Here is a 24,786-nt window from a genome sequence, read left to right as displayed (position 1 = left end):
GCGTGAATCACTGGCGCCTGTAACCGTTGAAGCGCCCCCAAAACAGATAGATCAGCATCAGGATGACCGCTACCACCGCGAAACCGGCCACCCAGGGGTTGATCTGATGCGTGATCTGGTAGATCTGCGGCAAATGCTCGCGCAGGTAAAAGATGCCAAAGCCCCAGACGCTGACGTAACAGAGGGCACCGGCGACATTAAAGGCCATAAACACCGCCAGGCGCATTTGCAGCGCACCTGCGACCAGACCGTTTAACTGACGCAGCCCGTCAAAAAAGCGCGCGAACAAAATCAGGCTGCCACCATAGCGCTCGAACAGTCGGGCAATGCTGGCCTCATGCGCGGCATTCACCGGCAGCCGGCGCAAGAGCGCGGTGCCACCAAAACGCCCGATCACATAGCCCAGGGTATTGCCCAGCACGGCGGCCAGGGTCGCGCAACCGAGCACCAAATAGATGTTCAGCCGTCCTTCAGCGGCTTCGAGCGCCGAGGCCATCATCAGGGTTTGTCCCGGCGCCGGCAAGCCAAAGCCTTCCACCAGCATGGCGACAAAGGCAGCCGCATACCCATAGCGATCCACCAGCGGGCTGACATCATGCACCGCCGCTGCCAGCTTTTTGCCCACATCGGTGCTGGCATGATGTACCCAGGACGGATGTGCTTCGCTGTCGGTGGCGCCAGCCAGCACCGGCAGCAGAAGCAGCAGTGACAATACCAGCAAGCGCGCCATCCGGGGCACGTGCGAATTTATGTTCAGTATGGGTTGGGTGAGCATCATGTGATAACCTTTTATACACAAATAGTTGGATTTTTAAGAGCACATTTGCTCCCGGGGCCTGATTTCCGCAATACTACCCGCACTTGATCAGCCCCGCATTTCGATCAACCCCACATCGATCAACCAGGAGTAACTCTGTCCATGCCAAGCCGCCTGGCCCAGCAGATACGCATCAAACGCGGTCTGTCACTGCCAATCACCGGTGCCGCCGATCAAAGCCGCGCAATCGAGCCCGCACCTGCGGTCACCCGCGTTGCGATCAGTGGCTACGATGTGCTGCGTCCGCGCCGCATGCCGGAAGTGCTGGTGCAACCCGGCGACCGCGTCAAGCTCGGCCAGCCGCTGTCGCGTGGCAAGGCCTATCCCGATGTGCTGTGCACCTCGCCCGGTGCCGGCGTGGTCGAAGCGGTGCATCGTGGCCCGCGCCGCCTGCTCGAATCTGTGGTGATTCGCCTGGATGCGCAGTCGCCGGATGACGTTGAAGACGCTGTGACTTTCAATCGCTACTCGCGCGAAGAGCTGGCGGTCCTGAATGCCAATCAGGTGCGCGAGAACCTGCTCGTCTCCGGCGCCTGGTTGTCCCTGCGCACCCGGCCTTTCAGTCGGGTGCCGGCACCAGACAGCCACCCGGCCGCGCTCTTCATCACCGCGATGGATACCCGCCCGCTGGCCCCCGATCCGGCGCTCTTCATCCATGAGGCTGCCGAGGATTTCGCCGATGGCGTGCTGGTGCTCTCCAAGCTGACCCAGGGGCCGGTGTATCTTTGTACCGCTCCCGATCAGACGTTCAAGTTACCACCCGAGCCGCGCGTGCGGCAGGTGGAGTTTGCCGGTCCCCATCCCGCCGGACTGGTGGGCACCCATATTCATTTTCTGCATCCGGCTAGCTTGGAGCGGCGCGTCTGGCACATCGGCTATCAGGATTGCATCGCTATTGGTCGCTTGTTTAAGACCGGCGTAATTCATCCCGAGCGGGTCATCAGCTTGGCTGGCCCCATGGTGGCACGCCCGCGCGTGATCCGCACGCGCTTTGGCGCCAGTACCAATGAACTGGTGACCGGAGCCCTGAACAGCGAACGCGAAGCGCGCGTTATCGCCGGCTCAGCGCTGGACGGACGCCCGGCGGTCGGGCACAGCGCCTTCCTCGGGCGCTTCCACAACCAGGTCACCGTGCTGTCCGAGTACCGGGAACGCGAATGGCTCGGCTGGCTGGTCCCGGGTGCCAACAAGTTCTCGGCGCAGAATGTCTATCTCGGCGCACTGCGCGAGAAGGCTGATTTCGCACTTAACACCAACCTGAACGGCAGTCCGCGCGCCTTGGTGCCCATTGGCACCTATGAGCGCGTCATGCCGCTCGACATCCTGCCGACCCTGCTGTTGCGGGCGTTGGTGGTCGATGATGTCGAGACGGCACAAACCCTCGGCGCTCTGGAGCTGGACGAAGAAGACCTGGCGCTGTGCAGCTATGTCGATGTTGGCAAACACGATTTCGGCCCCATGCTGCGCCGCAACCTCAACACGATCTGGCGGGAGCTGCAATGAGCAAAGCTTTGCGACGTTTCCTCGACCGCCATGAGCGGCATTTTCTGCGCGGCGGGCGCTTCGAGAAATTCGGCGCCCTGTTTGAGATGGTGGACACCTTCTTGTTCACCCCCTCAACGGTCACCGCGCACGCGCCGCATGTGCGCGATGCCATTGACCTCAAACGGGTGATGATTTTCGTCTGGCTGGCGGTGCTGCCCTGTGCGCTCTTTGGCATGTACAACGTCGGCTTGCAGGCCAACAGCGCTATGGCCACCATGGGCCTCACCGAGGTTGAGGGCTGGCGCGGCGTGCTAATCGGTTGGCTTGGTGCCGGCGGCTGCGATCCTCACAGTGTCTGGGACAATTTCTGGCACGGATTCGCCTACTTCCTGCCCATCTATGCCGTCACTATGGCTGCGGGTGGCTTTTGGGAAGTGCTGTTTGCCATGGTGCGCAATCATGAGGTGAACGAGGGCTTTTTTGTCAGCTCCATTCTGTTTGCGCTTACCCTGCCGCCCACCATTCCGCTGTGGCAGGTGGCGTTGGGCATCTCCTTCGGCATTGTGATTGGCAAGGAAGTGTTTGGCGGTACCGGCAAAAACTTCCTTAATCCGGCTTTGGTCGGGCGTGCCTTTTTGTTCTTTGCCTATCCGGCGCAGATTTCCGGCGACGCGGTTTGGACGGCAGTCGATGGCTTCAGCGGTGCCACGCCCCTGACGCTCGCCGCCAGCGGTGGCGTAGATGCCATCACTGCCGCTGGCATCAGCTGGTGGGATGCCTTCTTCGGCACCATCCAGGGTGCGGTCGGCAGCACCTCCACCCTGATGATCCTGATCGGCGCCGCCTTCCTGCTGTTCACCCGGGTCGCCTCTTGGCGCATCATGGCTGGGGTGCTGCTGGGGATGGTGGTGTCCACCCTGGTGTTTAACCTGCTCCCGAGTGACAGCAATCCCGCCATGGCCGTGCCCTGGTACTGGCATCTGGTGTTAGGCGGCTATGCCTTTGGACTGGTTTATATGGCCACCGATCCGGTGTCCGCCTCCATGACTGATACTGGCAAATGGCTCTATGGGGCGCTGATCGGGTTGATGACGGCCATGATCCGGGTACTGAATCCCGCCTATCCGGAGGGCATTATGCTGGCGATTCTGTTCGGTAATTTATTCGCGCCACTAATCGACTGGTTTGTGGTGCAGGCCAATGTGCGCAGGAGGGCTAAGCGCCATGTCGGCTGATACTTGGAACGCCGCTGTGCGCGACTGGCTGACCCGGCTGTTTGCGCGTCCCAATGAGGATCCGCTCAAAACCGTCGCTGTTGCGCTGATCCTGTGCCTGGCCTGCTCGGTGGTGGTTTCGGCCGCCGCCGTGGGGCTGAGGCCGCTGCAAGAGCGCAATGCCAGCCTGGCGCTCAAGCGCGAGATTCTGCGTGTCGCCGGCCTGGATAAGCCCGGTCAGGATGTCGAGCGCGCCTTTAAGGCCATTGAAGTGCGCTTGGTGGATCTGGACTCCGGTGACTATGTGGATGCTCCCGATCCCATGAGTTATTCCTACCGCGACGCGGCCAATGATCCCAGCGCCAGCATCGCACTGGGCGAGCAGGATATCGCCGGTATCCGGCGGCGGCCGCAGCAGATGCCGGTGTATTTGGTGCGCAGCCAGGAGGCCATCGAAACCGTGATTTTACCGGTGTATGGCTATGGGCTGTGGTCCACTATGTACGGGCTGGTGGCGCTTTATCCAGATGGGCGCCGGGCCAAGGCGCTCACCTTCTATGAACAGCGTGAAACGGCCGGGCTTGGCGGCGAAGTGGCCAACCCGCAATGGCAGGCTAAGTGGCAGGACAAGACGCTGATCAGCCCGGACGGCACACCCGTGATTCGCGTCGTCAAGGGCAGCGTCGATCCCAGTGCCGCCAATGCCGATCAGCGTGTCGATGGCCTCTCGGGCGCCACCCTGACCACGAACGGCGTCACGCATCTGATGCAGTTCTGGCTCGGCTCCCAGGGGTTCGGCCCCTATCTCGAACACCTGCGCGCCTGTACCCTGGCCGACGCCAACCACCAGGCGGAGGGTTAAGTCAATGGATGCCAGCCAACGCAAACTGCTGATTGCGCCCATCGTCGATAACAACCCCATTACGCTGCAAATTCTGGGTATTTGCTCAGCGCTGGCGGTGACCACCAAGGTGGCGCCGGCTATTACCATGAGCCTGGCGCTGACCTTTGTGCTGGTCGGCTCCAACCTGATTGTCAGTTTGATCCGCCAGCACATGCCGTCGAGCATTCGCATCATCATTCAGATGACCATCATCGCCTCACTGGTCATTCTGGTTGATCAGGTGCTCAAGGCCTTTGCTTATGAACTCTCCAAGCAGCTCTCGGTGTTTGTTGGACTCATTATTACCAACTGTATCGTGCTTGGACGAGCCGAGGCCTTTGCCTCCAAGAATCCACCCTGGCCCAGCGTGCTGGATGCCCTCGGGCACAGCGTTGGCTACAGCGTCATTCTGATTTCAGTCGGTGCCATTCGCGAGCTGTTCGGCTCCGGCAGTCTGCTGGGCGTGCAGATCATGCCGCTCACCAGCGCTGGCGGTTGGTACGAAGCCAATGGTCTGATGCTGCTGGCTCCTGGTGCTTTCTTCATTATCGGTTTGATGATCTGGGGGCTGCGCACCTGGAAACCCGAGCAGTTGGAGAAGCCTGACTACCGCATTCACATCGTCCATCGCACCGAGGTGCTCTAGCCGATATGATCGAGCACTATCTATCCCTGCTGTTTAAGGCCGTCTTCGTTGAGAATCTGGCCCTGTCGTTTTTCCTTGGCATGTGCACCTTTCTGGCGGTGTCCAAGCGCATCTCCACCGCGCTTGGGCTGGGTATTGCCGTGGTGTTCGTGCAGACCATCACGGTGCCGGCCAATTATTTGATCAATGAGTATCTGCTGCGCGACGGGGCACTGGCCTGGGCTGGGCTGGGCAGCGTCGATCTGAGCTTTCTGGGGCTCATCACCTATATTGGTGTGATCGCGGCTATGGTGCAGATTCTGGAGATGATTCTGGATCGCTACTTCCCCGCTCTGCATGCGACCCTTGGCATTTTCCTGCCGCTGATCACCGTCAACTGCGCCATTCTCGGTGGCTCGCTCTTTATGGTTGAGCGTGGCTATGATCTGGGCGAAAGCCTGGTGTACGGGTTTGGCAGCGGACTGGGCTGGGCGCTGGCCATTGTGCTGCTGGCCGGCATCCGCGAAAAACTCAAATACAGCGATGTGCCAGCCGGTCTGCAAGGGCTTGGCATTACTTTTATCACCACCGGACTCATGGCCATGGCCTTTATGTCCTTCTCGGGTATTCAGCTCTAGCCTCATGTTGGATGTCACCCTCGGAATTCTCGTTTTCACCGCCGTTGTCCTGCTGCTGGTCGCGGTTATTCTTGGTGCTCGCAGTCGCTTGGTTCCCAGCGGCTCGGTGACCATTGACATTAACGAAGAGCGCGCGATCAGCGCGCGGCCCGGCAACAAGTTGCTCGGTGCCCTGGCCGATGTGGGACTTTTCGTCTCCTCAGCCTGCGGCGGCGGTGGCACCTGTGGCCAGTGCCGGGTGCGGGTGCTCGAAGGCGGTGGTGAACTGCTGCCGACCGAATCGAGCCTGATCAGCAAGCGCGAAGCGGCCGAAGGCTATCGTCTGGCCTGCCAACTGGGCATCAAGCAGGATCTACGCATTGAGCTGCCGCGCGAGGTCTTTGGGGTCAAAAAGTGGGACTGCCGGGTGCGTTCCAACCGAAGCGTTTCGACCTTCATCAAAGAGCTGGTGCTGGAACTGCCGGCTGGCGAGCAAATGGACTTTCGCGCCGGTGGTTATATTCAGATCGAATGTCCGCCCTACCGCACGCCCTTCCGCGACTTTGATATCCCGGACGCTTATCGCGCCGACTGGGATCGCTTCGACCTGTGGCGCTATGCAGCGGAGAGTAAAGAGCCCGCCATGCGCGCCTACTCCATGGCCAATTATCCCGGCGAACAGGGCATTGTGATGCTCAATGTGCGCATCGCCACGCCGCCGCCAAACAAGGCGAATGTGCCGCCGGGTATTATGTCGAGCTACATTTTCAGCCTGAAAGCCGGTGACCGAGTGATGGTGTCCGGTCCCTTTGGCGAGTTCTTCGCCAAGGAAACCGACGCCGAGATGATTTTTGTCGGCGGCGGGGCGGGTATGGCGCCGATGCGCAGCCATATTTTCGATCAGCTCAAGCGGCTGGATTCCAAGCGTAATATCAGCTTCTGGTATGGCGCGCGCAGCAAGCGCGAAATCTTCTATCAGGAGGACTTTGATCAGCTGGCCGCCGAGCACCCTAACTTCAACTGGAATATTGCGCTTTCAGACCCGCAGCCCGAAGACAACTGGGAAGGGCCTACTGGCTTTATTCATCAGGTGCTCTTTGATCACTACCTGAGCCAGCATCCGGCACCGGAAGATTGCGAATATTACATGTGTGGCCCACCGATGATGACGGCTGCTGTGATTGGCATGCTCAAGCATTTGGGCGTCGAGGATGACAACATCCTGCTGGATAACTTTGGCGGCTAACCCCGGGATCCGTTCATGATCGAGTTTTTTGCCGCCGTCTTAATCTTCCTGCTTGCCTTCCTGGGCATGGCTGTCGGCGTGCTGCGCGGCACCCGGGGAATCACTGGCAGCTGCGGTGGCCTGGCCCATTTGCCCGGCATTCACTCCGATTGCGGCGGCGCCTGTCGTGCCTCGGGTACGCCCTGCCAGCGTCGCTCCAGCACCGATTCCTGAGAATAACACCCAAAGGATAACAAGAACCTTACCCAGCCCGCTGGGGCCACCGCTGATAAGAGGATAACGCCATGCTTGAGACTCGGACCGCGAAACAAATTATGTCGCAGCGGCTGGTGACCTTCCGCGCCGACATGGATGTGCTTGAAGCCGTGCGCACCCTGATCGACAAGCGCATTTCCGGCGCTCCGGTGCTCGATCAACTCGGCAACCTGGTTGGCATGCTCACCGAGCGCGACTGCCTGAAGGTGGCGCTGGATGCCAGCTACTATCGCGAGAGTGGCGGCAAGGTGGAAAGTTTCATGACCACCGATGTGATTGCTGTGAACGCTGAAACCCCGGCGGTTGAAATCGCGCAACGCTTTGCCAACAGCCATTTGCGCCGCCTGCCGGTGACGGAGGGCGGGCGCCTGATCGGCATTATCAGCCGTCGCGATGTGCTGCGGCAGCTTGAGGCCAGCTGGCAGCCGGATGCCAACCGTGCCTGAGACATCGGGTGCGAACTGAAATTCAGCGGTCCACAACCTGAAAGTGCCCAATTAACCGCCTGATTAGTGTGGTATTCTAGGCGGTCGCGAAACGTAGGATCGCAGCTGGTTCTAGCTCAGAACCAAACAATAAATTATTTCAGTATATAATAATACTCTCTTGCACTGCGGCTCGCGGCCGTACCTAACACCAAAACAGTACTGAGGAAACATCCCGATGGCATTAGACCAATCCTCCCGTTACGCCGATCTCAGCCTGAAAGAAGACGAGCTGATTGCCGCTGGCAAGCATATTCTGTGTGCGTATAAAATGAAGCCGCAGCCTGGCCACGGTTATCTGGAGTCGGCTGCGCACTTCGCCGCTGAGTCCTCGACCGGCACCAATGTGGAAGTCTCCACCACCGACGATTACACCAAGAACTTCGACGCCATCGTCTATCACATTGATGAGGCGAACGAGGAAATGCGCATCGCCTATCCGATCGATCTGTTCGATCGTAACGTGATCGATGGCCGCATGATGCTGGTGTCCTTCCTCACCCTGACCATCGGCAACAACCAGGGCATGGGCGACATTGAACACGCCCAGATGTATGATTTCTTCATGCCGCCGCGCGCCATCCAGTTGTTCGATGGTCCCGCCAAGGACATCTCCGACATGTGGCGCATGCTCGGTCGCCCGGTGGTCGATGGCGGCTACATTGCCGGCACCATCATCAAGCCCAAGCTCGGTCTGCGCCCGGAACCCTTCGCGGCGGCAGCCTATCAGTTCTGGCTCGGCGGCGATTTCATCAAAAACGACGAGCCCCAGGGCAACCAGGTGTTCTGTCCGGCCAAGAAGGTCTATCCGCTGGTTTATGATTCCATGAAACGGGCGATGGACGAAACCGGTCAGGCCAAGCTGTTTTCGGCCAACATCACCGCCGACGATCACTTCGAGATGTGCGCGCGAGCCGATTTCATCCTCGAAGCCTTCGGTCCAGATGCCGACAAGGTGGCCTTCCTGGTCGATGGCTATGTCGGCGGCCCCGGCATGGTCACTACCGCCCGTCGCCAATATCCCGGCCAATATCTGCACTATCACCGTGCCGGTCACGGCGCCGTGACCTCGCCGAACTCCAAGCGCGGCTACACCGCCTACGTGCTGGCCAAGATGTCGCGTCTGCAGGGCGCCTCGGGCATCCATGTCGGCACCATGGGCTACGGCAAGATGGAAGGTAGCAAGGATGACCGTAACATCGCCTACATAATCGAGCGTGATAGCTACACCGGCCCGGCTTACCATCAGGAATGGTACGGCATGAAGCCTACCACCCCGATCATCTCTGGTGGCATGAACGCCTTGCGCCTGCCCGGCTTCTTTGAGAACCTCGGCCACGGCAACGTGATCAATACCGCCGGCGGCGGCGCCTATGGTCACATCGACAGCCCGGCCGCTGGCGCTCTGTCGCTGCGCCAGGCCTACGAATGCTGGAAAGCCGGCGCCGATCCCATCGAGTGGGCCAAGGAGCACCAGGAATTCGCCCGCGCCTTCGAGTCCTTCCCGCACGATGCCGATGCGCTCTATCCCGGCTGGCGCGACAAGCTGGGTGCGGCGGCGCATAAGTAAGCGACGCCCCAACACGATTGACGCCCCCGTATTGACGGGGGCGATCACTGTGGTTCTCTATCTAATGGTATGAATCAACAACAGCTATTACAGGAGCTTTCGTCTTTGCCTCCGATTGCATAACAGGAAGTTGCTGATTTTATTGTTTTTTAAAACAAAATTATACGCAAGCGCCAGTATTCAAAACCGAGTCGCCGCCCATTGAGGAAGAACCTTTTGCCGGCATGTGGGAGCAGCGCATCGATTTAATGGACAGCTCAGCCTAGGGCAGGAAAGTGTGTTAACGCGAGTGGGGCTGAGCATTGTCCTCACTAGTCATCGTCGATACGAACATCTTGATTGATACCGGGATGGGTATTGATTTCACCGAGATGCATCCTTGCTAGCAGCGGTTGAACAAATAAGGCTCGATATTTCAAGAAACACCGAGGCGAAAAAGAAGTCGCTGCTTGGTCAATTTCTTACGCCAGAAAGAACTGCGACCTTCATGGCTGGGCTTTTTCCTGACTCCGGCGGATTCTGTCGATTGCTGGACGCTGGAGCTGGAATTGGTTCTTTATCTGCTGCTTTCCTGGAAAAGTGGAGAAATGGTGGGTTTCATTTCCGAGGTGTTGAGCTGGATGCTTTCGAAATTGATCGCACCTTACATCCTCATTTAGCTCAAACCTTTGTTAAGTACCGTGATCACGGTGATTTCATCGCTAATATCAGAGATGATGACTTCATCCATGCCGCGACTGAGGCACTTTCGGGTGATCTTTTCTCTCAACCACTCGAGTGCTATACGCACGCAATTCTCAACCCTCCTTACAAGAAAATGAGCAGCCGTTCGGCGCATCGGTTGGCTCTGCGGCGTGTCGGTATTGAGACGGTCAATCTGTATTCCGCCTTTGTTGCCTTAGCCGTGGCTATGACCGTCCCAGCTGGGCAGATCGTGGCTATCATCCCGCGCAGCTTCTGCAACGGACCGTATTATCGACCGTTCCGCAAGTTTATCCTTGACCGTGCTGCCATTCGGCATATGCATCTGTTCGAGTCCCGCTGTCAGGCGTTCAAGGACGACGCGGTTCTGCAGGAGAACATCATCATTGGTTTAGAGCGTTGCGGGCAGCAGGGTCTCGTGACCGTTTCGACTTCATCCAATGATACCTTCTCCGATCTTGTGACCCATGAACACCCGTATGAGCGGATCGTTTTCCCGGATGATCCTGAGCGATTTATTCACGTCCCCAGCTCTCCGGAGAAAAATGCCCTTGAGCAATCTCCGGCAATCCGCTACACCTTGGGTGACTTAGGGCTAAAGGTATCGACTGGACCCGTGGTGGATTTCCGACTAAAACCGTACCTGCGGGGCATGCCGGAACCGGGTACCGTGCCCTTGCTTTACCCGGTTCATTTCAGCAGCAGCGGCACGACATGGCCCATTGATAGCAAGAAGAAACCTAACGCGATTGTACGCGACGCTGACACGGAAAAGTGGCTTTACCCGAGCGGATTCTACTGTGTGGTGCGGCGCTTCTCATCCAAGGAAGAAAGGCACCGGATTGTCGCAAGCGTCGTTGAACCTGTGGCATTTGGTGATGCGCCCATGCTGGGTTTCGAAAACCACCTCAATCTGTTCCATGAGAACAAACACGGCTTGCCCGAGCGGCTGGCTCGTGGGCTATCCGTGTTCCTGAACACGAGTGCCGTTGATGACAGTTTCCGGCGCTACAATGGGCATACGCAGGTCAATGCAACCGACCTTAAGCGGATGAAATACCCGAATCGTGAAATACTGATTGAGCTTGGCGACTGGGTTATGCAGCAAGGAGAACTCACGCAGACGGAGATTGATGCAAAACTTGCGGCTTTAGTCGAATGAAGGGCAAGAACGACCACATCAAGGCCGCACATCAAATCATCATGTCGTTGGGCCTGCCAAGGGCGCAACAAAATGAGCGTTCCGCCCTGTGCCTGCTAGCCCTGTTGAATCTCACGCCTGAACAGGCATGGGCTGATGCGGAAAGCCCGCTTGTGGGCATCACGCCCATCATGGACTGGTCACGGCAGCACTATGACAAAGAATACGCGCCAAACACCCGCGAGACGTTCCGCCGTCAGACCATGCATCAGTTCTGCGACGCGGGTATTGCCTTGTATAACCCTGACAAACCTGACCGTCCGGTGAACAGCCCCAAGGCTGTCTATCAGATAGAACCCGCTGCACTGGCTCTGATGCGCACCTTCGGGGCGCCCACATGGCATGGTATGCTAGCAGCCTATCTGGCTGAGCGTGAGACGCTGATAGACCGCTACGCCAAGGCGCGCGAGCAGAACCGCGTTCCGGTTGAGGTTGCTCTGGGGAAGACGATCACCCTCAGTCCTGGCCAGCATAGCGAGCTAATCCGTGCGATTATTGAGGACTTCGCTCCGCGCTTTGCGCAGGGCAGTCTGCTGGTCTATGTCGGTGACACCGGCGACAAGTGGGGTTACTTCGACTCTGCTCTGCTGACCGAGCTGGGTGTCGATGTGGAGTCACACGGCAAGATGCCCGATGTGGTGTTGCACGACAGGACAAAAAACTGGCTGCTCTTGGTGGAGTCCGTCACCAGCCACGGACCGGTCGATGGCAAGCGGCACGCCGAGCTTGCCACGCTATTTTCCGGGGCGACTGCCGGACTGGTCTATGTTACAGCCTTTCCGGACCGAGTAATCATGGGCCGCTACCTTGGTGAAATCGCCTGGGAAACTGAAGTTTGGGTCGCTGATGCGCCGTCGCACTTGATTCATTTCGACGGCGAGCGTTTTCTTGGGCCATACCATGACGCCTAATTGGCAACCTTAATTGCAACAGAAACACAGAACATGACCGACCACGCCCAATACCTGATCCAGCAAGAACCCTTCTACCAACCCCTGCACCAGGAAGTGCAACTCTACCAGGCCGCCTGGGACGAGCGCCTGCCGGTGATGATCAAGGGGCCGACTGGGTGCGGCAAATCGCGCTTTGTCGAATACATGGCCTGGACGCTCGGGCGCCCGCTGATCACCGTCGCCTGCAACGAGGACATGACCGCCTCCGACCTGGTCGGGCGCTACCTACTCGACGCCAACGGCACCCGCTGGCTCGACGGCCCCCTGACCACCGCCGCGCGTATCGGCGCCATCTGCTATCTGGATGAAATCGTCGAAGCGCGTCAGGATACCACCGTGGTGATCCATCCCCTCACCGATCATCGCCGCACCCTGCCGCTGGATAAGAAAGGCGAACTGGTGCGCGCCCACGCCGACTTTCAGCTGGTGATCTCCTACAACCCCGGCTATCAGTCGCTGATGAAGGATCTCAAACAATCGACCAAGCAACGCTTTGCCGCGCTGCACTTCGATTATGCCGACCCCGACACCGAAGCGGGCATCATCGCCCGCGAGACCGGTCTGGCCCAGGAACAAGCCCTGTCCCTGGTCAAGATCGCCGCCACCGCGCGCAACCTCAAAGGTCACGGTCTTGATGAAGGCATCTCCACCCGGCTGCTGGTCTATGCCGCGCGCCTGATCAAGCGCGCCATCCCCCCGCGCCTGGCTGGCCGCATGGCCTTGGTCGATCCCATCACCGACGATGCCGAGATCCGCGCCACCCTTTACCACGCCATCGACGCCGTCTTTGGCACCGACTGAGCCTGAGCCGGAGCCGCGATGAGCGACCTCGACGCGCGCCTGCCCGCCTATCGCCAGCGGCTGGCGTGCAACTTCCCCCAGATCGAACCCATCTTCGCCGACTGTCTGCGCGATGCCGAAGCGCGGCTGTCCGAACAAGGCCTGGCCGACTATCTCGACGGCGCCGCCATGGTGTGCATGATCGGACGTGGCGTTGAGCCGGTGCTGGTTTATCTCCAGGAACTACCGCGCATCGCCGAGCGCCTGGGCGAAGACAGCCTGGAACTGGTCGCGCGCAGCGTCTGGCGCCTGTCGCGCACCCCTAATGGTGCCGCCATTCCGGTGTTCATGCAGAGCATCACCGGGGTGACCGCGCGCCTGGGCAGCTATGAGCTGTTCGAGCAAACCATCGACCTGCTGATGGACTTTGCCCGCCGCACCAGCGCCTCGATCCACAACAACCAATCCGCCACCCTGCCCAGTCCCAGCCTGCCCCTGCTGCTCGAGCGCCTGCCGCAACTGCTTGGCGTGCTGTCATTGAGCGGCCTGCGCCACTGGATCGACTACGGACTGAAGCACTTTCTCACCCACCCCGAGCGCCAAAAGGACTACTTTAGCCTGCAAACGCCCGACAGCCGCGCCGTCCTCCAGCGCGAGCGCCACGGCACCCTGCTGGTCGATCACGAACGCCCGCTGGAACTCTACCTGCGCGCCCTGTGGCGGGACGCCGACCTGCTGATTCCTTACTCCACCGCCTTCGATCAACTCCGTAAGCCAACCCCCTATTACGACGCCCTCGGCATCCGCCTGCCCGATGCCTACGACGCACGCGCCGGCATCAGCGGTCTCGACCGCTATCGCGCTGTGCTGGCGCACATCGCTGCCCACCGGCGCTGGAGTGGCTCCATCATCGCCGACAACTACAGCCCCTTTCAGCGCCTGGCGATTGATGTGTTCGAGGACTGCCGCGTCGAGCACTTGGCCATCCAGGAGTATCCTGGCCTGCGCCCGCTGTGGCAGGCCTTGCATCCTCAGCCCGCTGAGGACGCCTGCGATCCCGAGCAACAGGCGTGCATTCGCCATCGCTTGGCGCTGTTCTCACGCGCGGTGCTCGATCCCGCGCACGGCTACCGCAACCCGGATCTGCTGGAGTTCCTCGAACGCTTCCACGCCATGCTGGCCCAGCCCAGTCACAGCAGCGAAGACGCCGCCGCGCTGGCCATCGCCTTCATCGCCCGCACCCGGCGTCAGTCCGATCTCTCACCCCAGGTATTTTTCACCGACACCGAAGTCGATTACCGCGACGACAATCGCCACCTGTGGCGTTACATCGAAAGCGGCGACGAGGAAGAATCTTTTGACGAACCCCCGCGCCGCAGCGTCGAAGAACCGGATCGGCTGCCCCCGCGCCACTACCCGGAATGGGATTATCAGGGCCGCCACTACCGCCCCGACTGGGTGAGCCTGTATGAGAGCCTGCATCCCGCCGGTGAGGCCGCCCAGATCGACCAACTGCTCGCCCACCATGCCGGCCTGGCCAAGCGCCTGCACCAACTGCTGGAACGACTCAAACCCCAGCTCGCGGTGCGTCAACGCTACCAGGAAGACGGCAGTGAGCTGGATCTCGACATCGCCATCCGCGCCCTGACCGACCTGCGCTCCGGTTACACCCCCGACCCGCGCATCAACATGAGCCACCGCACCGACGGGCGCGACATCGCCGTCACCCTGCTGCTGGATCTGTCGGAATCCATCAAGCAAACCCCCGCAGGCTGTTCCCAAAGCATCCTTGAGTTGAGTCAGGCGGCCGTCGCCCTGCTCGGCTGGGCCATTGAAGCCCTGGGCGATGAATTCGCCATCGGTGGCTTCTCCTCCAACACCCGCCACGAAGTGCGCTATCTGCACATCAAAGGCTTCAGCGAACCCTGGGGCGTGCCGGTCAAGGCGCGCTTGGCAGCGATGCAGGCCGGCTGGTCCACCCGCATGGGCGCCGCCCTGCGCCATGCCGGGCACAGTCTGTCACGGCGCGCGGCGGATAAGAAACTGCTGTTGATCCTCAGCGATGGCGAGCCGGCGGATATTGACGAGACCGATCCGCAGCGGTTGATCGAAGATGCGCGCAAGGCGGTGCAGGAATTGAGTGGGGCGGGCATCTACAGCTATTGCATCAATCTCGATCCCCATGCTGATGACTATGTCGGCACCATCTTTGGGCAGCATTACAGCGTCATTGATCGTGTGGAACGTCTGCCGGAGCGCTTGACGCAGTTGTTTGTGGCTTTGACGCGGTAGGGTGTTCGTAACATCGAGATAAAATCGTGGGTAGTACCCCGTACGGCGAGCAGATCTTTGGTGTTCTGCTTGATCGCCTCGGCCGATGGGGTCTGCGTCTCGCGCTGGACGCGGTTTGGAGTTGGAGCTAGACTCTAGTCTTATAAAAAATGCGCGATAGTGTATTATTATCTCATGGAAAGCACCATGAGTACAGGCAAGGCGGCGAAGCGGCTGGGTGTTTCGGTCAAGACATTGCAGCGCTGGGAGCGCGAGGGGCGTCTCATTCCCGTGGCGCGCACCGACAGCAATCGTCGTCTTTACACCGAGGCCCAGTGGCGAGCGTTCATCGGATGGCGACAGACGCCCGAGTGTCCAGCGCGAATAGTGGCCTATTGCCGAGTCTCATCGGCCGCACAGAAGCCAGACCTGGCTAACCAGCACCGGGTGCTGGAAGCGTTTGTTGTGGCGAGAGGTTTAGCGAACGTCGAATTCGTCGAAGACGTGGGAAGCGGCTTGAACTTCAAGCGCCAGCGTTTTTTGGCACTGATGGATGAGATCGGGCAGCGGAGCATCAACACCCTGATCCTCGCCCACAAAGACCGGCTGACGCGCTTTGGGTTCGAGTGGTTCGAGCATTACGCCAAGACACACGGCTGCGAAATCCTGGTACTGAATCAAGAAAGGCTTTCGCCCGAACAGGAGCTGGTGCAGGACTTGATGACCATCGTGGATGGTTTTTCGTCGCGGTTGTATGGATTGCGAAACGTTCGCAAAACGCTCAACGAGGCACTTGGAAAACATCAGGACAACGTCGAATGAAAGTCACGCGGATTTTGCGCGCCAAGCGCCCGAACAAGGGCAAGGTCGCCGCGTTGCGCGAGCAAGCGCGACGGCTTGGGTCGGTGCGCACCGAGGTGTGGCAGCGATTTGGGTCTGTTGGTGGTGTGGGCGTTTCGGATCGCCAGATTCGCGATCGCTGGCTGAAGGAAGGCCGCCGCTTCCCGGTCTCGGCCAATGCTTGGAAGGAAACCTTGCGCGATGCCAAGGGCGACATCACCGCCAACATGGAGTCGGCCAAGGTCAAGGCGCGCCGCTGCATCTGGCGTCACACCCAGGATCAGGCTGAGCAAAAACGCCTGTTCACCGCGCTCAAGCGCAACGAATGGACAAGCGATCCCTACCTGTGCCGGATCATGCGTCGGGACTGGGCGCGCGGGCACAATCACACCCACAACCAGATCATCGTCCGCTCAGACAACTACACCACCTTCCAGTGCGGCGGACGCGCCTGGATCAAGATTCCCGGCCTCATCAAAGGCACTCGCATCGCCATCCCGCTCAACACCACCGCCGAGCCGACCGGCACCCTGCGGATTATCATCAAAAACGATGATCGCATCGAAATCCATACCACCATTGAGGTCGAGATCACCCAGGATTGCGGCACGCGCACCCTGGGCATCGACAAAGGCTACTCCGAGGTGCTGGTCGATTCCGATGGCGACCACCACGGCCCCGAGCTGGGCGCGGTGCTGACCAAGCAATCCGACACGCTCAAAGCCAAGTATCAGCGCCGATCCAAACTGCGCGCGCTCGCCAATAACACCCGTAACCCACGCAAGCGCGAGCACATTCGCCGCTTCAACCTCGGGCGCAAGACGCTGAATCGGCAGATAGACAAAACCCATGCGCGCATTCGCGACCTGGTGTTCCAGTCGGTTCACAAGGTCGTCGACAAAGCCGCTGTGATCGCGGCGGAAGATCTCACCGCCCCGATGGCGGGCAAGTCCTTCGGCAAGCACGTCAATCGTCGGCTGGCAAGCTGGACGAAAGGCGTCATTGCCGAAGCACTTGACAGTGTTTCAAGCCGTCGAGGTTCGACGGTCGTTCTGGTCAATCCGGCCTACACATCGCAAATGGATTCCCGCAACGGAGGCCTGCTGGGCCGCCGCCAAGGGGATCGGTTTCACTGTTTCGACGGGGTTGTGTTGCAGGCGGATCAGAACGCTGCGCAAAACGTGCTGGCACGGTTGTCCGACCCGGACATCGAGCGGTTCACGCCGTATCGAGCCGTGAAAGCGATCTTGCAAGCACGGACTGAGCGCCTGCGGTTGGGACTGCTCAACCAGGACTCCAGTTGCTCGCCCGGACAAAATCGGGTGCTATCAACGGAGAGCGAATTACCGAATGAGCACTTTCGAGTATGAAATTCGGAGCAGAAACAGGCCGCCTATGTCGCGAGCTGAAGTCTTAAGTCTGAGGCCTGAAGCCTGAAGCCAACTCATGAACATCCGATTCATTGCAGCAGGAGCGTATTGACGTGAAATTTACCCTGGAATCCTTCCGCCAATGGCCGAACCGGCGGGTTACCCTGCTGGGGATGTCCGGCGTTGGCAAGACTTATCTCTCAGGCCTGCTGCGCCGGCACGACTGGTTTCACTACTCGGGTGACTATCGCATTGGCACCCGCTATCTTGATGAGCCGATTCTGGATTTGATCAAAAGCCAGGCCATGCAGGTGCCCTTTTTGCGTGATCTGCTGCGCCGCGACTGGATTGCGATCAAAAACAATATCAAGGTCTCGGATCTGGGGCCGGTGTTGAGCTTTGTCGGGCAACTGGGCGATCCGGACAAGGGCGGCATGGGTCTGAAGGAGTTCACCCGCCGCCAGGCGTTGTACCGCGAGGCTGAGATTCAGGCGATGCGCGATGTGCCAAGCTTCATCGACAAGGCGCAGGAAATCTATGGCTATCAGCACTTCGTCAACGATGTGGGCGGCAGTCTGTGCGAACTTGATGAGCCGGACATTATCGAGCGCTTGGCACGCCACACCCTGATTCTCTACATCCAGGTGCCGGAAGAGGACGAGATCAAGCTCATTCAGCGCGCCCAAGCCGATCCCAAGCCGCTGTATCTGCGCCCGGATTTTCTGCTCTCGGCGGTCAAGGACTATCGGGCTGAGCACCAACTGGACTATGTAGCGGATATTGATCCCAACGATTTCACTCGTTGGGTGTTTCCGCGCCTGTTCCATTCCCGAGTGCCACGCTACGAAGCCATCGCCCGCCCGCATGGCTATACCGTAACCTCCAAGGAGGTAGCCCAGGTGCGCGACGAGCAGGACTTTATCGAACTGCTGGCCACGGCCATTGCCCGCAAAGAGACCCAGCCCAACACCGAGCCTGATGCAACCCAGCCGACTTGAGGACGCTGCCCATGCCGCTTGTTGCCCAAAACGATTTACCGGCCTACGAACGCCTGCGCGCTGAGGGACAGAACATTGTGCCCGGTGACCGGGCCGTGCAGCAGGATATTCGCGAGCTGCACATCGGACTGCTGAACATGATGCCAGACGCCGCCCTGCGTGCGACCGAGCGGCAGTTTCTGCGCCTGATCGGCCAGAGCAATCAGATCGCGCAGTTCTACGTCCACCCGTTCTCACTCGACGGACTCAAGCGCTCGGATCAGGCGCGTGCCTATATCGAGCGCTACTACGAGCCCTTTGAGCAGATTCGTAACGAAGGACTCGATGCGCTGATCGTGACCGGCGCTAATGTAACCGAACCCAATCTGGCCGATGAACCCTTTTGGGAGCCGCTGATCGAAGTGATGGATTGGGCCAGCGAACGGGTCACTTCAACGCTCTGTTCCTGTTTGGCGACCCATGCGGTGATGCAGTTCCGTTACGGACAGCGTCGCCAGCGCTTGCCGGACAAGCGCTGGGGCGTTTACGCGCATCGCGTCGTCGAACGGCAGCATCCGCTGGTCAGCAGCGTGAACACGCTCTTTGATGTGCCACATTCGCGCTTCAATGAAGTCACAAGCCAGCAGTTTCAGGCCGCTGGTTGCCATGTGCTGGTTGAGAGCCACGCGGCCGGGGTGCATCTGGCCGTCAGCGATGACGGCTTCCGGCTGGTAATGTTCCAGGGGCACCCGGAGTACGACCTCATTTCCCTGCTCAAGGAATACAAGCGTGAAGTGGGGCGCTATATCAGTGGTGCGCGCAAGGACTACCCGCCGTTTCCGGAGAATTTCTTCAACCCAAAGGCGAAGGCCATTTTGGAAGAGCATCGCAATCTTGTGGATCGCCACCTGGATCGTGGGCGTCCGGCACCAGAGTTTCCCGAAGCACGTATTGCTGCCGGACTGGATAATACCTGGCATGACAGTGCTGAAGGTGTCATGGGCAACTGGATGGGGCTTATCTATCACACCACGCACAGCGATCGGCGCATCCCCTTTATGGACGATGTAGATCCAAACGATCCGCTGCGCTACCGCAGCAGCTGATCATCGGTCATCAAGCTGTTTGCACCGCGCGTGAGGCACATTACCCGTTTTTGTTCCGCGAGGTGCGCGATTGTTGTTTTTCGCAAAAAGCTGTCTCTTTTCCACAACAAAACACGGTTTTTCAGCATCTTGGACCGCAGGCCAGACGGAGACTGTGATTCCTGTAGCAGTTTGCGGTTTTCTCCGGTTGTCAAGCGCACAGATCCAGACTAAACTTAGGGCCAAGAGACAAAACTGTTGCCTCGATAAAACATCGTCAGTTTTCGCACCTAGGGTTTGTCCGGATCGGGTTTTCCCCAGATGTGCCAGCTCGCGCGCTGATGCTGAAGGAAACGATACGACGACGGATGAAGAGGCCGTTTTAATCGACACACTTTGCTGAAAACTATCCAGGATCAAATTTTATGTACAACGAGCAGCAACAGGTCGTCCGCTACAAATGGAATCAACCGGCCGGTTCCGGTTTTCGGCTGCGCTACGACGCCATCGACCCCGAGCACAGTTACCACGTCGAGGAATGCGACAACCATATCGTGATGGACGATTGGGGCTGCGCCGATCTCGATGAAGCACTTAGCGTACTCAATCAGCATTTCGACATCAATATCACCGAAGAGCGCCATCGGGTATCAGCCAGACTGCTGAACTAAAAGCAAACGGCAGTCGCACGAAACCAAAAAAGGCCGCGCATTTGCGCGGCCTTTTTTGTGTGTCACGTCACGAGTCGATCATGCCGGTCATGCGAGCCTTGAATAGAGTGATTTCGGAGTCAGGATAATAAATTCATAACGTGCAAAAGTAATGACATCCTTGTCGCGCAAGAGCTGAGGCTCATCAGTCACTTTTGTGTGATTTACCATAGTACCATTGGTAGATCGATGATCGCGCAGCAAATACCCCTCAGGCTTGATTTCAATAATGGCATGCCGCTTGGAAACGGCAAAATCCACCATCACCAAATCATTATCGTACCCACGGCCAATGGTGAATACATTCGCCTTGGATGCATTGCTATCTTTCACCAGAGGATAGATGGCATTATGCAGACCAGGTGTTTCATCATCCGCTTCAGCATTTTCCTGGATCAGCATGAAGGTTTCGTTGGCCTCTTCTTCATCCACGCGCTCTTCCAAATTAATCCCTTTAATAGCAGCACCGACCAGTACCGGGCGTTGACACAAAAATTCCGAAAAGCGAGCTGCGCTACCCATTAACTTAACTTTCTTTAATATCTTTAAAGCCACTCGCCCCGAAGTCGTGAGGTGACTTTGAACTGTAGGCATGCCGGGCATGGGCTCGACCTCATACAAAGTGCCAACAAAAGAGCGCAGGCTTTGGAGGATAGCATAGTTTGAAGGCCGGCAGGCTGGTCTTCTGATGAACCAGAGCGGGCGCGGGATGAGCACGGCGATCTGGCGACTCTCCCATACACCCGGTCTGCGCGCTGAACTCGCCTCAAGGACGTACGTTTTTAAGGCGGGACGCATAACCGGCTTGATTGAAAAAGCGCCCGCTTTGGCGCTATATTTGTAGCCGACACTATCTAGGAGCGACTATGGACACGATCTACGCCGATTACTCCATTAGCATGTCCGAATTCAAACGCAACCCGGCGCAGGTTCTATGTACTGCCGGCGAGAAGCCAGTGGCGGTGCTTAGTCACAACCGCCCGGCCTTTTACATAATCACGCCAAAGCTTTTCGCGGCTATGGTAGAAGATCTGGTCGACCACGATCTGGTAGAGGTGGTACGTAACCGTCTGGCTTACGAAGACGAGGCCATTGAGGTCGATATTGACAAAATCTGACATTGATCAGGACACCTCCACCCGGTACCGGCTCAAATTTGTGCCGCCGGCACTGGCCGAATGGGAGGCGCTGGATGGTAGCATCAAGGAACCGCTTCGTAAGGCGCTCAAGAAACGTCTGGAGCAGCCGCACGTACCCGGTTCAGAGTTACATGGCAGCTTGCAGGGCTGCTACAAAATCAAGCTGCGAAAACTCGGCTGGCGTCTCGTCTATCGCGTGAAGGACGATGTACTGATCGTCATGGTGATGGCGGTGGCCAAGCGCGAAGATAGCATCGCTTATCGGCTTGCCGTCGAACGCTTGGCTTCGGATCAGCACTGATGGGTTAAGTCAGGCTGGACGAGTAACCGGCCAGATTGGACGTCTACGCGGCCCCTCTCCCCAACCCCTCTCTTGCGAGGGGAGAGGGGCTAGGATGAGCGACCGCTCACTCCACCGTCACGCTCTTGGCAAGGTTGCGGGGCATGTCGACGTCGTTGCCCAGCCGGATGGCGATTTCCATCGCCAGCAGTTGCACCACCACCAGCATCTCGAAGAACTCGAGCATAGGGTGACCGTAGGAGCGAATCTGGATGATGTCGTCGGCGAGTTCGAAGTATTCGGTGGTGATGGCGATGATCGTGGCATCGCGCGCGGAGAGTTCTTCGACGTTGCTCTTGACCTTCTCGTAGAGGGTGCTGCGGGCCATCAGGGCGATGGTGAACAGCTCGGCGTCGGCTAGGGCGATGGGGCCGTGCTTCATCTCGCCGGCGGGGTAGCCTTCGGCGTGCAAGTAGCTGATCTCCTTCAGCTTGAGGGCGCCTTCCAGGGCCAGGGGGTAGAAGAGATCGCGGCCGATGAAGAAGAAGCCGTGGCCGTGCAGATAGCGCTTGGAGAGCCGGTGCAGACGCTCATGCACCCGGGGTTGCACCTGCATCACGTTCAAGACCGCGCGCAGGGCGCTCAGCTCGCGGGCGTGGCGTTCGCCGCTGAGCACCGCGCGCTCTTGCCCCCAGTACAGGGCCAGCAGCCAGAGGGTGAGCACCTGCGCGGAGAAGGCCTTGGTGGAGGCCACGCCCTTCTCGATGCCGGCGCGCAGCAGCAGGGTGCGCTCGGCCTCGCGCACGATGGAGCTGTTGTCCACATTGCACAGCGCCAGCGTCGAGAGCCCCTGCGCCTTGGCCAGCTTGATCGCTTCCAGGGTGTCGGCGGTCTCGCCGGACTGGGAAATCACCACGAATAGACCGTTCGGGTCCAACACCGGCTCGCGATAGCGGAACTCGCTGGCAATCTCCACCCGCGCTGGCACTCGCGCCAGGCGCTCGAGCAGGTAGCTGCCGGTGAGCGCGGCATGGTAGCTGGTGCCACAGGCGCAGAGGGTGACCGATGCGATGGGCCGCAGCCAGTCGGCGTCCAGCTCATCAAGCAGCACCGCCTGCTTGCTCAGGCGTCCGGTGAGGATGTCCGCCAGCACCCGCGGCTGCTCGTAGATCTCCTTCTCCATGAAGTAGCGATAGCCTTCCTTGCGCGCCGCCAGGCTGCTGGCCGGCAGCGGCTTGGGCGCGAGCACTGCGGGCGAGCCGTCGGCGCCGAACAGGGTCAAGCCCTCAGGCGTCGCCACGCCCCAGTGGCCGTCTTCCAGATACAGCGTCTGGCTGCAGACGCCGACCAAGGGCGCATCGGAGGAGGCGAAGTGACAGCCATCCTCGGCGAAGCCCAGCTGCAGCGGGGAGCCCTTGCGGGCGAAGAAGATCCGGCCTGGCGCGGTCTCGCTGATCAGCAGAATGGCATAGGCGCCGTGCAGCGTGTCGAGCGTGGCGCGGAAGGCGGCCAGTGCGGGATCAATGGCCGGATCATCCGTGGCCGACGAGGACTCGACACGCTGATTCGGGGTGGACTCGGCCTGCGCGGCGAGGTGACGCTCGAACAGATGAACAATCACCTCGCTATCGGTCTGGCTTAGGAACGGCGTCTCGACCGCTTCACGCAGCGCGACGTAGTTTTCGATGATGCCGTTGTGCACCACCTGGCTGTGGGTGAGCCCGTGGGGATGGGCATTGGCCTCGGTGGGCTTGCCGTGGGTGGCCCAACGAGTGTGGCCGATGGCAGTGACCGGGCCGCTCGATTCATAGTCGCCGAGCTTGGTGGCGAGATTGTCGAGCTTGCCGACGGTCTTGAAGCAGCGCAGCCCGTCGGGTTGCAGCACGGCGAGGCCGGCGGAGTCGTAGCCGCGATATTCCAGCTCGCGCAGGCCGTTGAACAGCCGCACGACCGCAGGTTGATTGCCAATGTAACCAACGATGCCGCACATACTTCAATCCCTCTTTTGAGAACCCGTCACCGATCCCGCGTCCGTCACGCGGCATTGGGCGCTGAGCGCGGAAAGTTTGTGGTCAGGTGCCGCGACCGCGCGCACGAAGCCGCGCACCTGCGCCGCCTTTCCGGCCTGCTCTGGCGGCAGGGTAAAGCGGTGCGCAGGCGAAGGCTCATACCAGCGCATCTGGGTTTTCTTGCCCTCCACCAAGAGGTAGAACGCCCATTCAAGCTCACCGTCCAGCACGCTGGGCAACAGATCGCAATGCGCGTTGGTCTGATCCAGTTCTGCTTCGGCATAGACACGCAGCGGCACGGCCAGAATCTGGCGCAGTTCCGCCTCGGTGAGGCGGTGTTCCAGCCACTCGTGGTTGGCCGTCTCATCATCAGCGCCCCGCGAAGCCGAGAGCAATACCTCATCTCCCTGCCTGATCGCTGGGATCGGCAGAAACAGGCGTCTCCCCGGGCTGGATGTCTGTGCGAGGCGTTGACCATTGACCGCGAGCACAGCGGTCCAGCTCAGGCAACGGCCATCGCCCAGCGGCTCCTCGCCGGTTTGGATCAACAGGTCCAGTCGCTCGGGCTGAACCCGCACAGCCAGCGACGCAGACGCCGGCAGTACCTCCTGAAGCGTCAAAGTGCAATCCACGAGTGTCGCTTGTGTACCGCGAGGCTCGAACACTGGCGGTTGGTCAGCCAACGAAAAGCTCCACCAGTGATGCACCGCCCCGGTGGACTCAACCCGCAGGGTACAAGATCCGCGCGAGCCAGGCACCTTTGATTCCCTCTTTGATTCCCTGGAGCTTAACGCGGTAGTGGATAATCATGCATCGCCGAGTTCGATGATCACTTCACCGACTTCAAGCGCTGCCTGTGCATCCTCGAAGACGCGCAACAGAACCTCGCGAAGGCGCCGATTCGTCAGGTTGCCACAGGTCACCCAGAGCAATCGCGGCGGCGGACCTTGTTGCGACACGAGGTCGACGAAGTCGCTGTCTTTGCTGATCAGCACCACATCGCCGTCAGCGCGGGCAATATTGAAAATCTCTAAATCCTCGGCATCCTGCAAGCCAAGGAAACGCAACGACTTCGCCTCAACGCCAAAGCGCTCAGTCAGCCAGGGTGCCAGCCCTGGTGGCAATTGCGCGTCGATCCAAAAGATCACCTGATTATTTACGAATCTCAGCCTGCGAGTGCTGAGACGGCGCATACTGAGGCCATCGCAAGTTTCTGGAGAAGCGCTGATGGCACAAAACCCGATCCAATTTCAGAAGGGCTTGAGCTTGCAG

At 59.4% G+C, this 24,786-nt stretch carries 25 protein-coding genes; 20 read left to right on the top strand and 5 right to left on the bottom strand.

What is annotated here, in order from left to right:
• Positions 1 to 7 precede the first annotated feature (7 nt).
• Complete coding sequence (locus CKO36_RS06330; RefSeq protein ID WP_200282082.1) at positions 8 to 730, bottom strand: DedA family protein; 723 nt, start codon at positions 728 to 730, stop codon at positions 8 to 10.
• A 189-nt stretch (positions 731 to 919) separates the two neighbouring features.
• Here CKO36_RS06330 and CKO36_RS06325 point away from each other — a divergent pair, with 189 nt between their 5' ends.
• The 18 genes from CKO36_RS06325 (at position 920) to CKO36_RS06240 (ending at position 20,047) form a co-directional block, all read left to right on the top strand.
• Positions 920 to 2,320: a Na(+)-translocating NADH-quinone reductase subunit A gene (locus CKO36_RS06325; RefSeq protein WP_200282079.1), complete on the top strand. Its 1,401-nt coding sequence runs from the start codon at positions 920 to 922 to the stop codon at positions 2,318 to 2,320.
• Entirely contained in the window at positions 2,317 to 3,537 is a 1,221-nt protein-coding gene (locus CKO36_RS06320; RefSeq protein WP_200282076.1) for an NADH:ubiquinone reductase (Na(+)-transporting) subunit B, read from the top strand. The genes CKO36_RS06325 and CKO36_RS06320 overlap by 4 nt, the downstream gene beginning before the upstream one ends.
• Positions 3,527 to 4,378, top strand: a complete 852-nt coding sequence (locus CKO36_RS06315; RefSeq protein ID WP_200282073.1) for a Na(+)-translocating NADH-quinone reductase subunit C — start codon at positions 3,527 to 3,529, stop codon at positions 4,376 to 4,378. The genes CKO36_RS06320 and CKO36_RS06315 overlap by 11 nt, the downstream gene beginning before the upstream one ends.
• Positions 4,379 to 4,382: 4 nt before the next feature.
• Complete coding sequence (locus tag CKO36_RS06310; RefSeq protein ID WP_200282071.1) at positions 4,383 to 5,045, top strand: NADH:ubiquinone reductase (Na(+)-transporting) subunit D; 663 nt, start codon at positions 4,383 to 4,385, stop codon at positions 5,043 to 5,045.
• A 5-nt stretch (positions 5,046 to 5,050) separates the two neighbouring features.
• On the top strand, positions 5,051 to 5,662 hold the full coding sequence (gene nqrE / locus CKO36_RS06305; RefSeq protein ID WP_207161398.1) for an NADH:ubiquinone reductase (Na(+)-transporting) subunit E: 612 nt from the start codon (positions 5,051 to 5,053) through the stop codon (positions 5,660 to 5,662).
• Between the two features lie 4 nt (positions 5,663 to 5,666).
• On the top strand, positions 5,667 to 6,887 hold the full coding sequence (gene nqrF / locus CKO36_RS06300; protein WP_200282068.1) for an NADH:ubiquinone reductase (Na(+)-transporting) subunit F: 1,221 nt from the start codon (positions 5,667 to 5,669) through the stop codon (positions 6,885 to 6,887).
• 15 nt (positions 6,888 to 6,902) lie between these two features.
• The gene (gene nqrM / locus CKO36_RS06295) at positions 6,903 to 7,100 is read left to right on the top strand and encodes a (Na+)-NQR maturation NqrM (RefSeq protein WP_200282065.1); all 198 of its coding nucleotides are present in this window, start codon (positions 6,903 to 6,905) and stop codon (positions 7,098 to 7,100) included.
• A gap of 71 nt (positions 7,101 to 7,171) precedes the next feature.
• Entirely contained in the window at positions 7,172 to 7,588 is a 417-nt protein-coding gene (locus tag CKO36_RS06290) for a CBS domain-containing protein (protein WP_200282062.1), read from the top strand.
• A 217-nt stretch (positions 7,589 to 7,805) separates the two neighbouring features.
• Positions 7,806 to 9,197 (top strand): ribulose-bisphosphate carboxylase, encoded by a 1,392-nt coding sequence (locus tag CKO36_RS06285; protein WP_200282059.1) that lies wholly within the window; start codon positions 7,806 to 7,808, stop codon positions 9,195 to 9,197.
• Positions 9,198 to 9,576: 379 nt separating this feature from the next.
• On the top strand, positions 9,577 to 11,061 hold the full coding sequence (locus tag CKO36_RS06280; protein WP_242469425.1) for an Eco57I restriction-modification methylase domain-containing protein: 1,485 nt from the start codon (positions 9,577 to 9,579) through the stop codon (positions 11,059 to 11,061).
• A complete protein-coding gene (locus CKO36_RS06275; RefSeq protein WP_200282056.1) occupies positions 11,058 to 12,011 on the top strand; it encodes a BsuBI/PstI family type II restriction endonuclease in 954 nt (317 codons plus the stop codon). Before CKO36_RS06280 ends, CKO36_RS06275 begins: the two co-directional genes overlap by 4 nt.
• Positions 12,012 to 12,044: 33 nt before the next feature.
• Entirely contained in the window at positions 12,045 to 12,854 is an 810-nt protein-coding gene (locus CKO36_RS06270) for a CbbQ/NirQ/NorQ/GpvN family protein (protein WP_200282055.1), read from the top strand.
• A gap of 18 nt (positions 12,855 to 12,872) precedes the next feature.
• On the top strand, positions 12,873 to 15,125 hold the full coding sequence (locus CKO36_RS06265) for a nitric oxide reductase activation protein NorD (RefSeq protein ID WP_200282053.1): 2,253 nt from the start codon (positions 12,873 to 12,875) through the stop codon (positions 15,123 to 15,125).
• Between the two features lie 186 nt (positions 15,126 to 15,311).
• A complete protein-coding gene (locus tag CKO36_RS06260; RefSeq protein ID WP_242469424.1) occupies positions 15,312 to 15,926 on the top strand; it encodes an IS607 family transposase in 615 nt (204 codons plus the stop codon).
• On the top strand, positions 15,923 to 17,314 hold the full coding sequence (locus tag CKO36_RS06255; protein WP_200282049.1) for an RNA-guided endonuclease TnpB family protein: 1,392 nt from the start codon (positions 15,923 to 15,925) through the stop codon (positions 17,312 to 17,314). Before CKO36_RS06260 ends, CKO36_RS06255 begins: the two co-directional genes overlap by 4 nt.
• Positions 17,315 to 17,427: 113 nt before the next feature.
• Positions 17,428 to 18,312, top strand: coding sequence for an ATPase (locus CKO36_RS06250; RefSeq protein WP_200282047.1), 885 nt, complete (start codon positions 17,428 to 17,430; stop codon positions 18,310 to 18,312).
• 11 nt (positions 18,313 to 18,323) lie between these two features.
• Entirely contained in the window at positions 18,324 to 19,397 is a 1,074-nt protein-coding gene (metA, locus tag CKO36_RS06245) for a homoserine O-succinyltransferase MetA (protein WP_200282045.1), read from the top strand.
• A 404-nt stretch (positions 19,398 to 19,801) separates the two neighbouring features.
• On the top strand, positions 19,802 to 20,047 hold the full coding sequence (locus CKO36_RS06240; protein ID WP_200282042.1) for a hypothetical protein: 246 nt from the start codon (positions 19,802 to 19,804) through the stop codon (positions 20,045 to 20,047).
• An 87-nt stretch (positions 20,048 to 20,134) separates the two neighbouring features.
• Here the strand turns inward: CKO36_RS06240 and CKO36_RS20250 are convergent, their stop codons facing one another.
• A complete protein-coding gene (locus CKO36_RS20250) occupies positions 20,135 to 20,803 on the bottom strand; it encodes an FHA domain-containing protein (protein ID WP_207161397.1) in 669 nt (222 codons plus the stop codon).
• 149 nt (positions 20,804 to 20,952) lie between these two features.
• On the opposite strand from CKO36_RS20250, the gene CKO36_RS06230 reads away from it, so the two are divergent.
• Together CKO36_RS06230 and CKO36_RS06225 are read left to right on the top strand one after the other, a co-directional pair.
• Positions 20,953 to 21,204 (top strand): type II toxin-antitoxin system prevent-host-death family antitoxin, encoded by a 252-nt coding sequence (locus CKO36_RS06230; RefSeq protein ID WP_200282035.1) that lies wholly within the window; start codon positions 20,953 to 20,955, stop codon positions 21,202 to 21,204.
• Entirely contained in the window at positions 21,191 to 21,526 is a 336-nt protein-coding gene (locus CKO36_RS06225) for a type II toxin-antitoxin system RelE family toxin (protein WP_200282032.1), read from the top strand. The genes CKO36_RS06230 and CKO36_RS06225 overlap by 14 nt, the downstream gene beginning before the upstream one ends.
• A gap of 106 nt (positions 21,527 to 21,632) precedes the next feature.
• On the opposite strand, the gene glmS is transcribed toward CKO36_RS06225, so the two are convergent.
• From glmS to CKO36_RS06210, 3 genes are all read right to left on the bottom strand, one after another.
• On the bottom strand, positions 21,633 to 23,495 hold the full coding sequence (glmS, locus tag CKO36_RS06220) for a glutamine--fructose-6-phosphate transaminase (isomerizing) (protein ID WP_200282029.1): 1,863 nt from the start codon (positions 23,493 to 23,495) through the stop codon (positions 21,633 to 21,635).
• A gap of 3 nt (positions 23,496 to 23,498) precedes the next feature.
• Complete coding sequence (locus tag CKO36_RS06215) at positions 23,499 to 24,062, bottom strand: hypothetical protein (RefSeq protein ID WP_200282026.1); 564 nt, start codon at positions 24,060 to 24,062, stop codon at positions 23,499 to 23,501.
• Positions 24,063 to 24,320: 258 nt separating this feature from the next.
• Entirely contained in the window at positions 24,321 to 24,707 is a 387-nt protein-coding gene (locus CKO36_RS06210; RefSeq protein WP_207161396.1) for a DUF5615 family PIN-like protein, read from the bottom strand.
• Positions 24,708 to 24,786 lie beyond the last annotated feature (79 nt).

This window comes from Rhabdochromatium marinum (assembly GCF_016583795.1).
GTDB lineage: Bacteria > Pseudomonadota > Gammaproteobacteria > Chromatiales > Chromatiaceae > Rhabdochromatium > Rhabdochromatium marinum.
This window is presented reverse-complemented; position numbering and strand designations above follow the sequence as displayed.

Excerpts from the sequence above, each read along its gene's own strand:
- metA (WP_200282045.1), top strand. The coding sequence starts at position 18,324 with ATGCCGCTTGTTGCCCAAAACGATTTACCGGCCTACGAACGCCTGCGC.
- CKO36_RS06330 (WP_200282082.1), bottom strand. The coding sequence starts at position 730 with ATGGCGCGCTTGCTGGTATTGTCACTGCTGCTTCTGCTGCCGGTGCTG.
- CKO36_RS06290 (WP_200282062.1), top strand. The coding sequence starts at position 7,172 with ATGCTTGAGACTCGGACCGCGAAACAAATTATGTCGCAGCGGCTGGTG.
- nqrM (WP_200282065.1), top strand. The coding sequence starts at position 6,903 with ATGATCGAGTTTTTTGCCGCCGTCTTAATCTTCCTGCTTGCCTTCCTG.
- CKO36_RS06315 (WP_200282073.1), top strand. The coding sequence starts at position 3,527 with ATGTCGGCTGATACTTGGAACGCCGCTGTGCGCGACTGGCTGACCCGG.
- glmS (WP_200282029.1), bottom strand. The coding sequence starts at position 23,495 with ATGTGCGGCATCGTTGGTTACATTGGCAATCAACCTGCGGTCGTGCGG.
- CKO36_RS06310 (WP_200282071.1), top strand. The coding sequence starts at position 4,383 with ATGGATGCCAGCCAACGCAAACTGCTGATTGCGCCCATCGTCGATAAC.
- CKO36_RS06240 (WP_200282042.1), top strand. The coding sequence starts at position 19,802 with ATGTACAACGAGCAGCAACAGGTCGTCCGCTACAAATGGAATCAACCG.
- nqrF (WP_200282068.1), top strand. The coding sequence starts at position 5,667 with ATGTTGGATGTCACCCTCGGAATTCTCGTTTTCACCGCCGTTGTCCTG.
- CKO36_RS06260 (WP_242469424.1), top strand. The coding sequence starts at position 15,312 with ATGAGTACAGGCAAGGCGGCGAAGCGGCTGGGTGTTTCGGTCAAGACA.
- CKO36_RS06285 (WP_200282059.1), top strand. The coding sequence starts at position 7,806 with ATGGCATTAGACCAATCCTCCCGTTACGCCGATCTCAGCCTGAAAGAA.
- CKO36_RS06275 (WP_200282056.1), top strand. The coding sequence starts at position 11,058 with ATGAAGGGCAAGAACGACCACATCAAGGCCGCACATCAAATCATCATG.
- CKO36_RS06210 (WP_207161396.1), bottom strand. The coding sequence starts at position 24,707 with ATGCGCCGTCTCAGCACTCGCAGGCTGAGATTCGTAAATAATCAGGTG.
- CKO36_RS06270 (WP_200282055.1), top strand. The coding sequence starts at position 12,045 with ATGACCGACCACGCCCAATACCTGATCCAGCAAGAACCCTTCTACCAA.
- CKO36_RS06255 (WP_200282049.1), top strand. The coding sequence starts at position 15,923 with ATGAAAGTCACGCGGATTTTGCGCGCCAAGCGCCCGAACAAGGGCAAG.
- nqrE (WP_207161398.1), top strand. The coding sequence starts at position 5,051 with ATGATCGAGCACTATCTATCCCTGCTGTTTAAGGCCGTCTTCGTTGAG.
- CKO36_RS06230 (WP_200282035.1), top strand. The coding sequence starts at position 20,953 with ATGGACACGATCTACGCCGATTACTCCATTAGCATGTCCGAATTCAAA.
- CKO36_RS06325 (WP_200282079.1), top strand. The coding sequence starts at position 920 with ATGCCAAGCCGCCTGGCCCAGCAGATACGCATCAAACGCGGTCTGTCA.
- CKO36_RS06320 (WP_200282076.1), top strand. The coding sequence starts at position 2,317 with ATGAGCAAAGCTTTGCGACGTTTCCTCGACCGCCATGAGCGGCATTTT.
- CKO36_RS06265 (WP_200282053.1), top strand. The coding sequence starts at position 12,873 with ATGAGCGACCTCGACGCGCGCCTGCCCGCCTATCGCCAGCGGCTGGCG.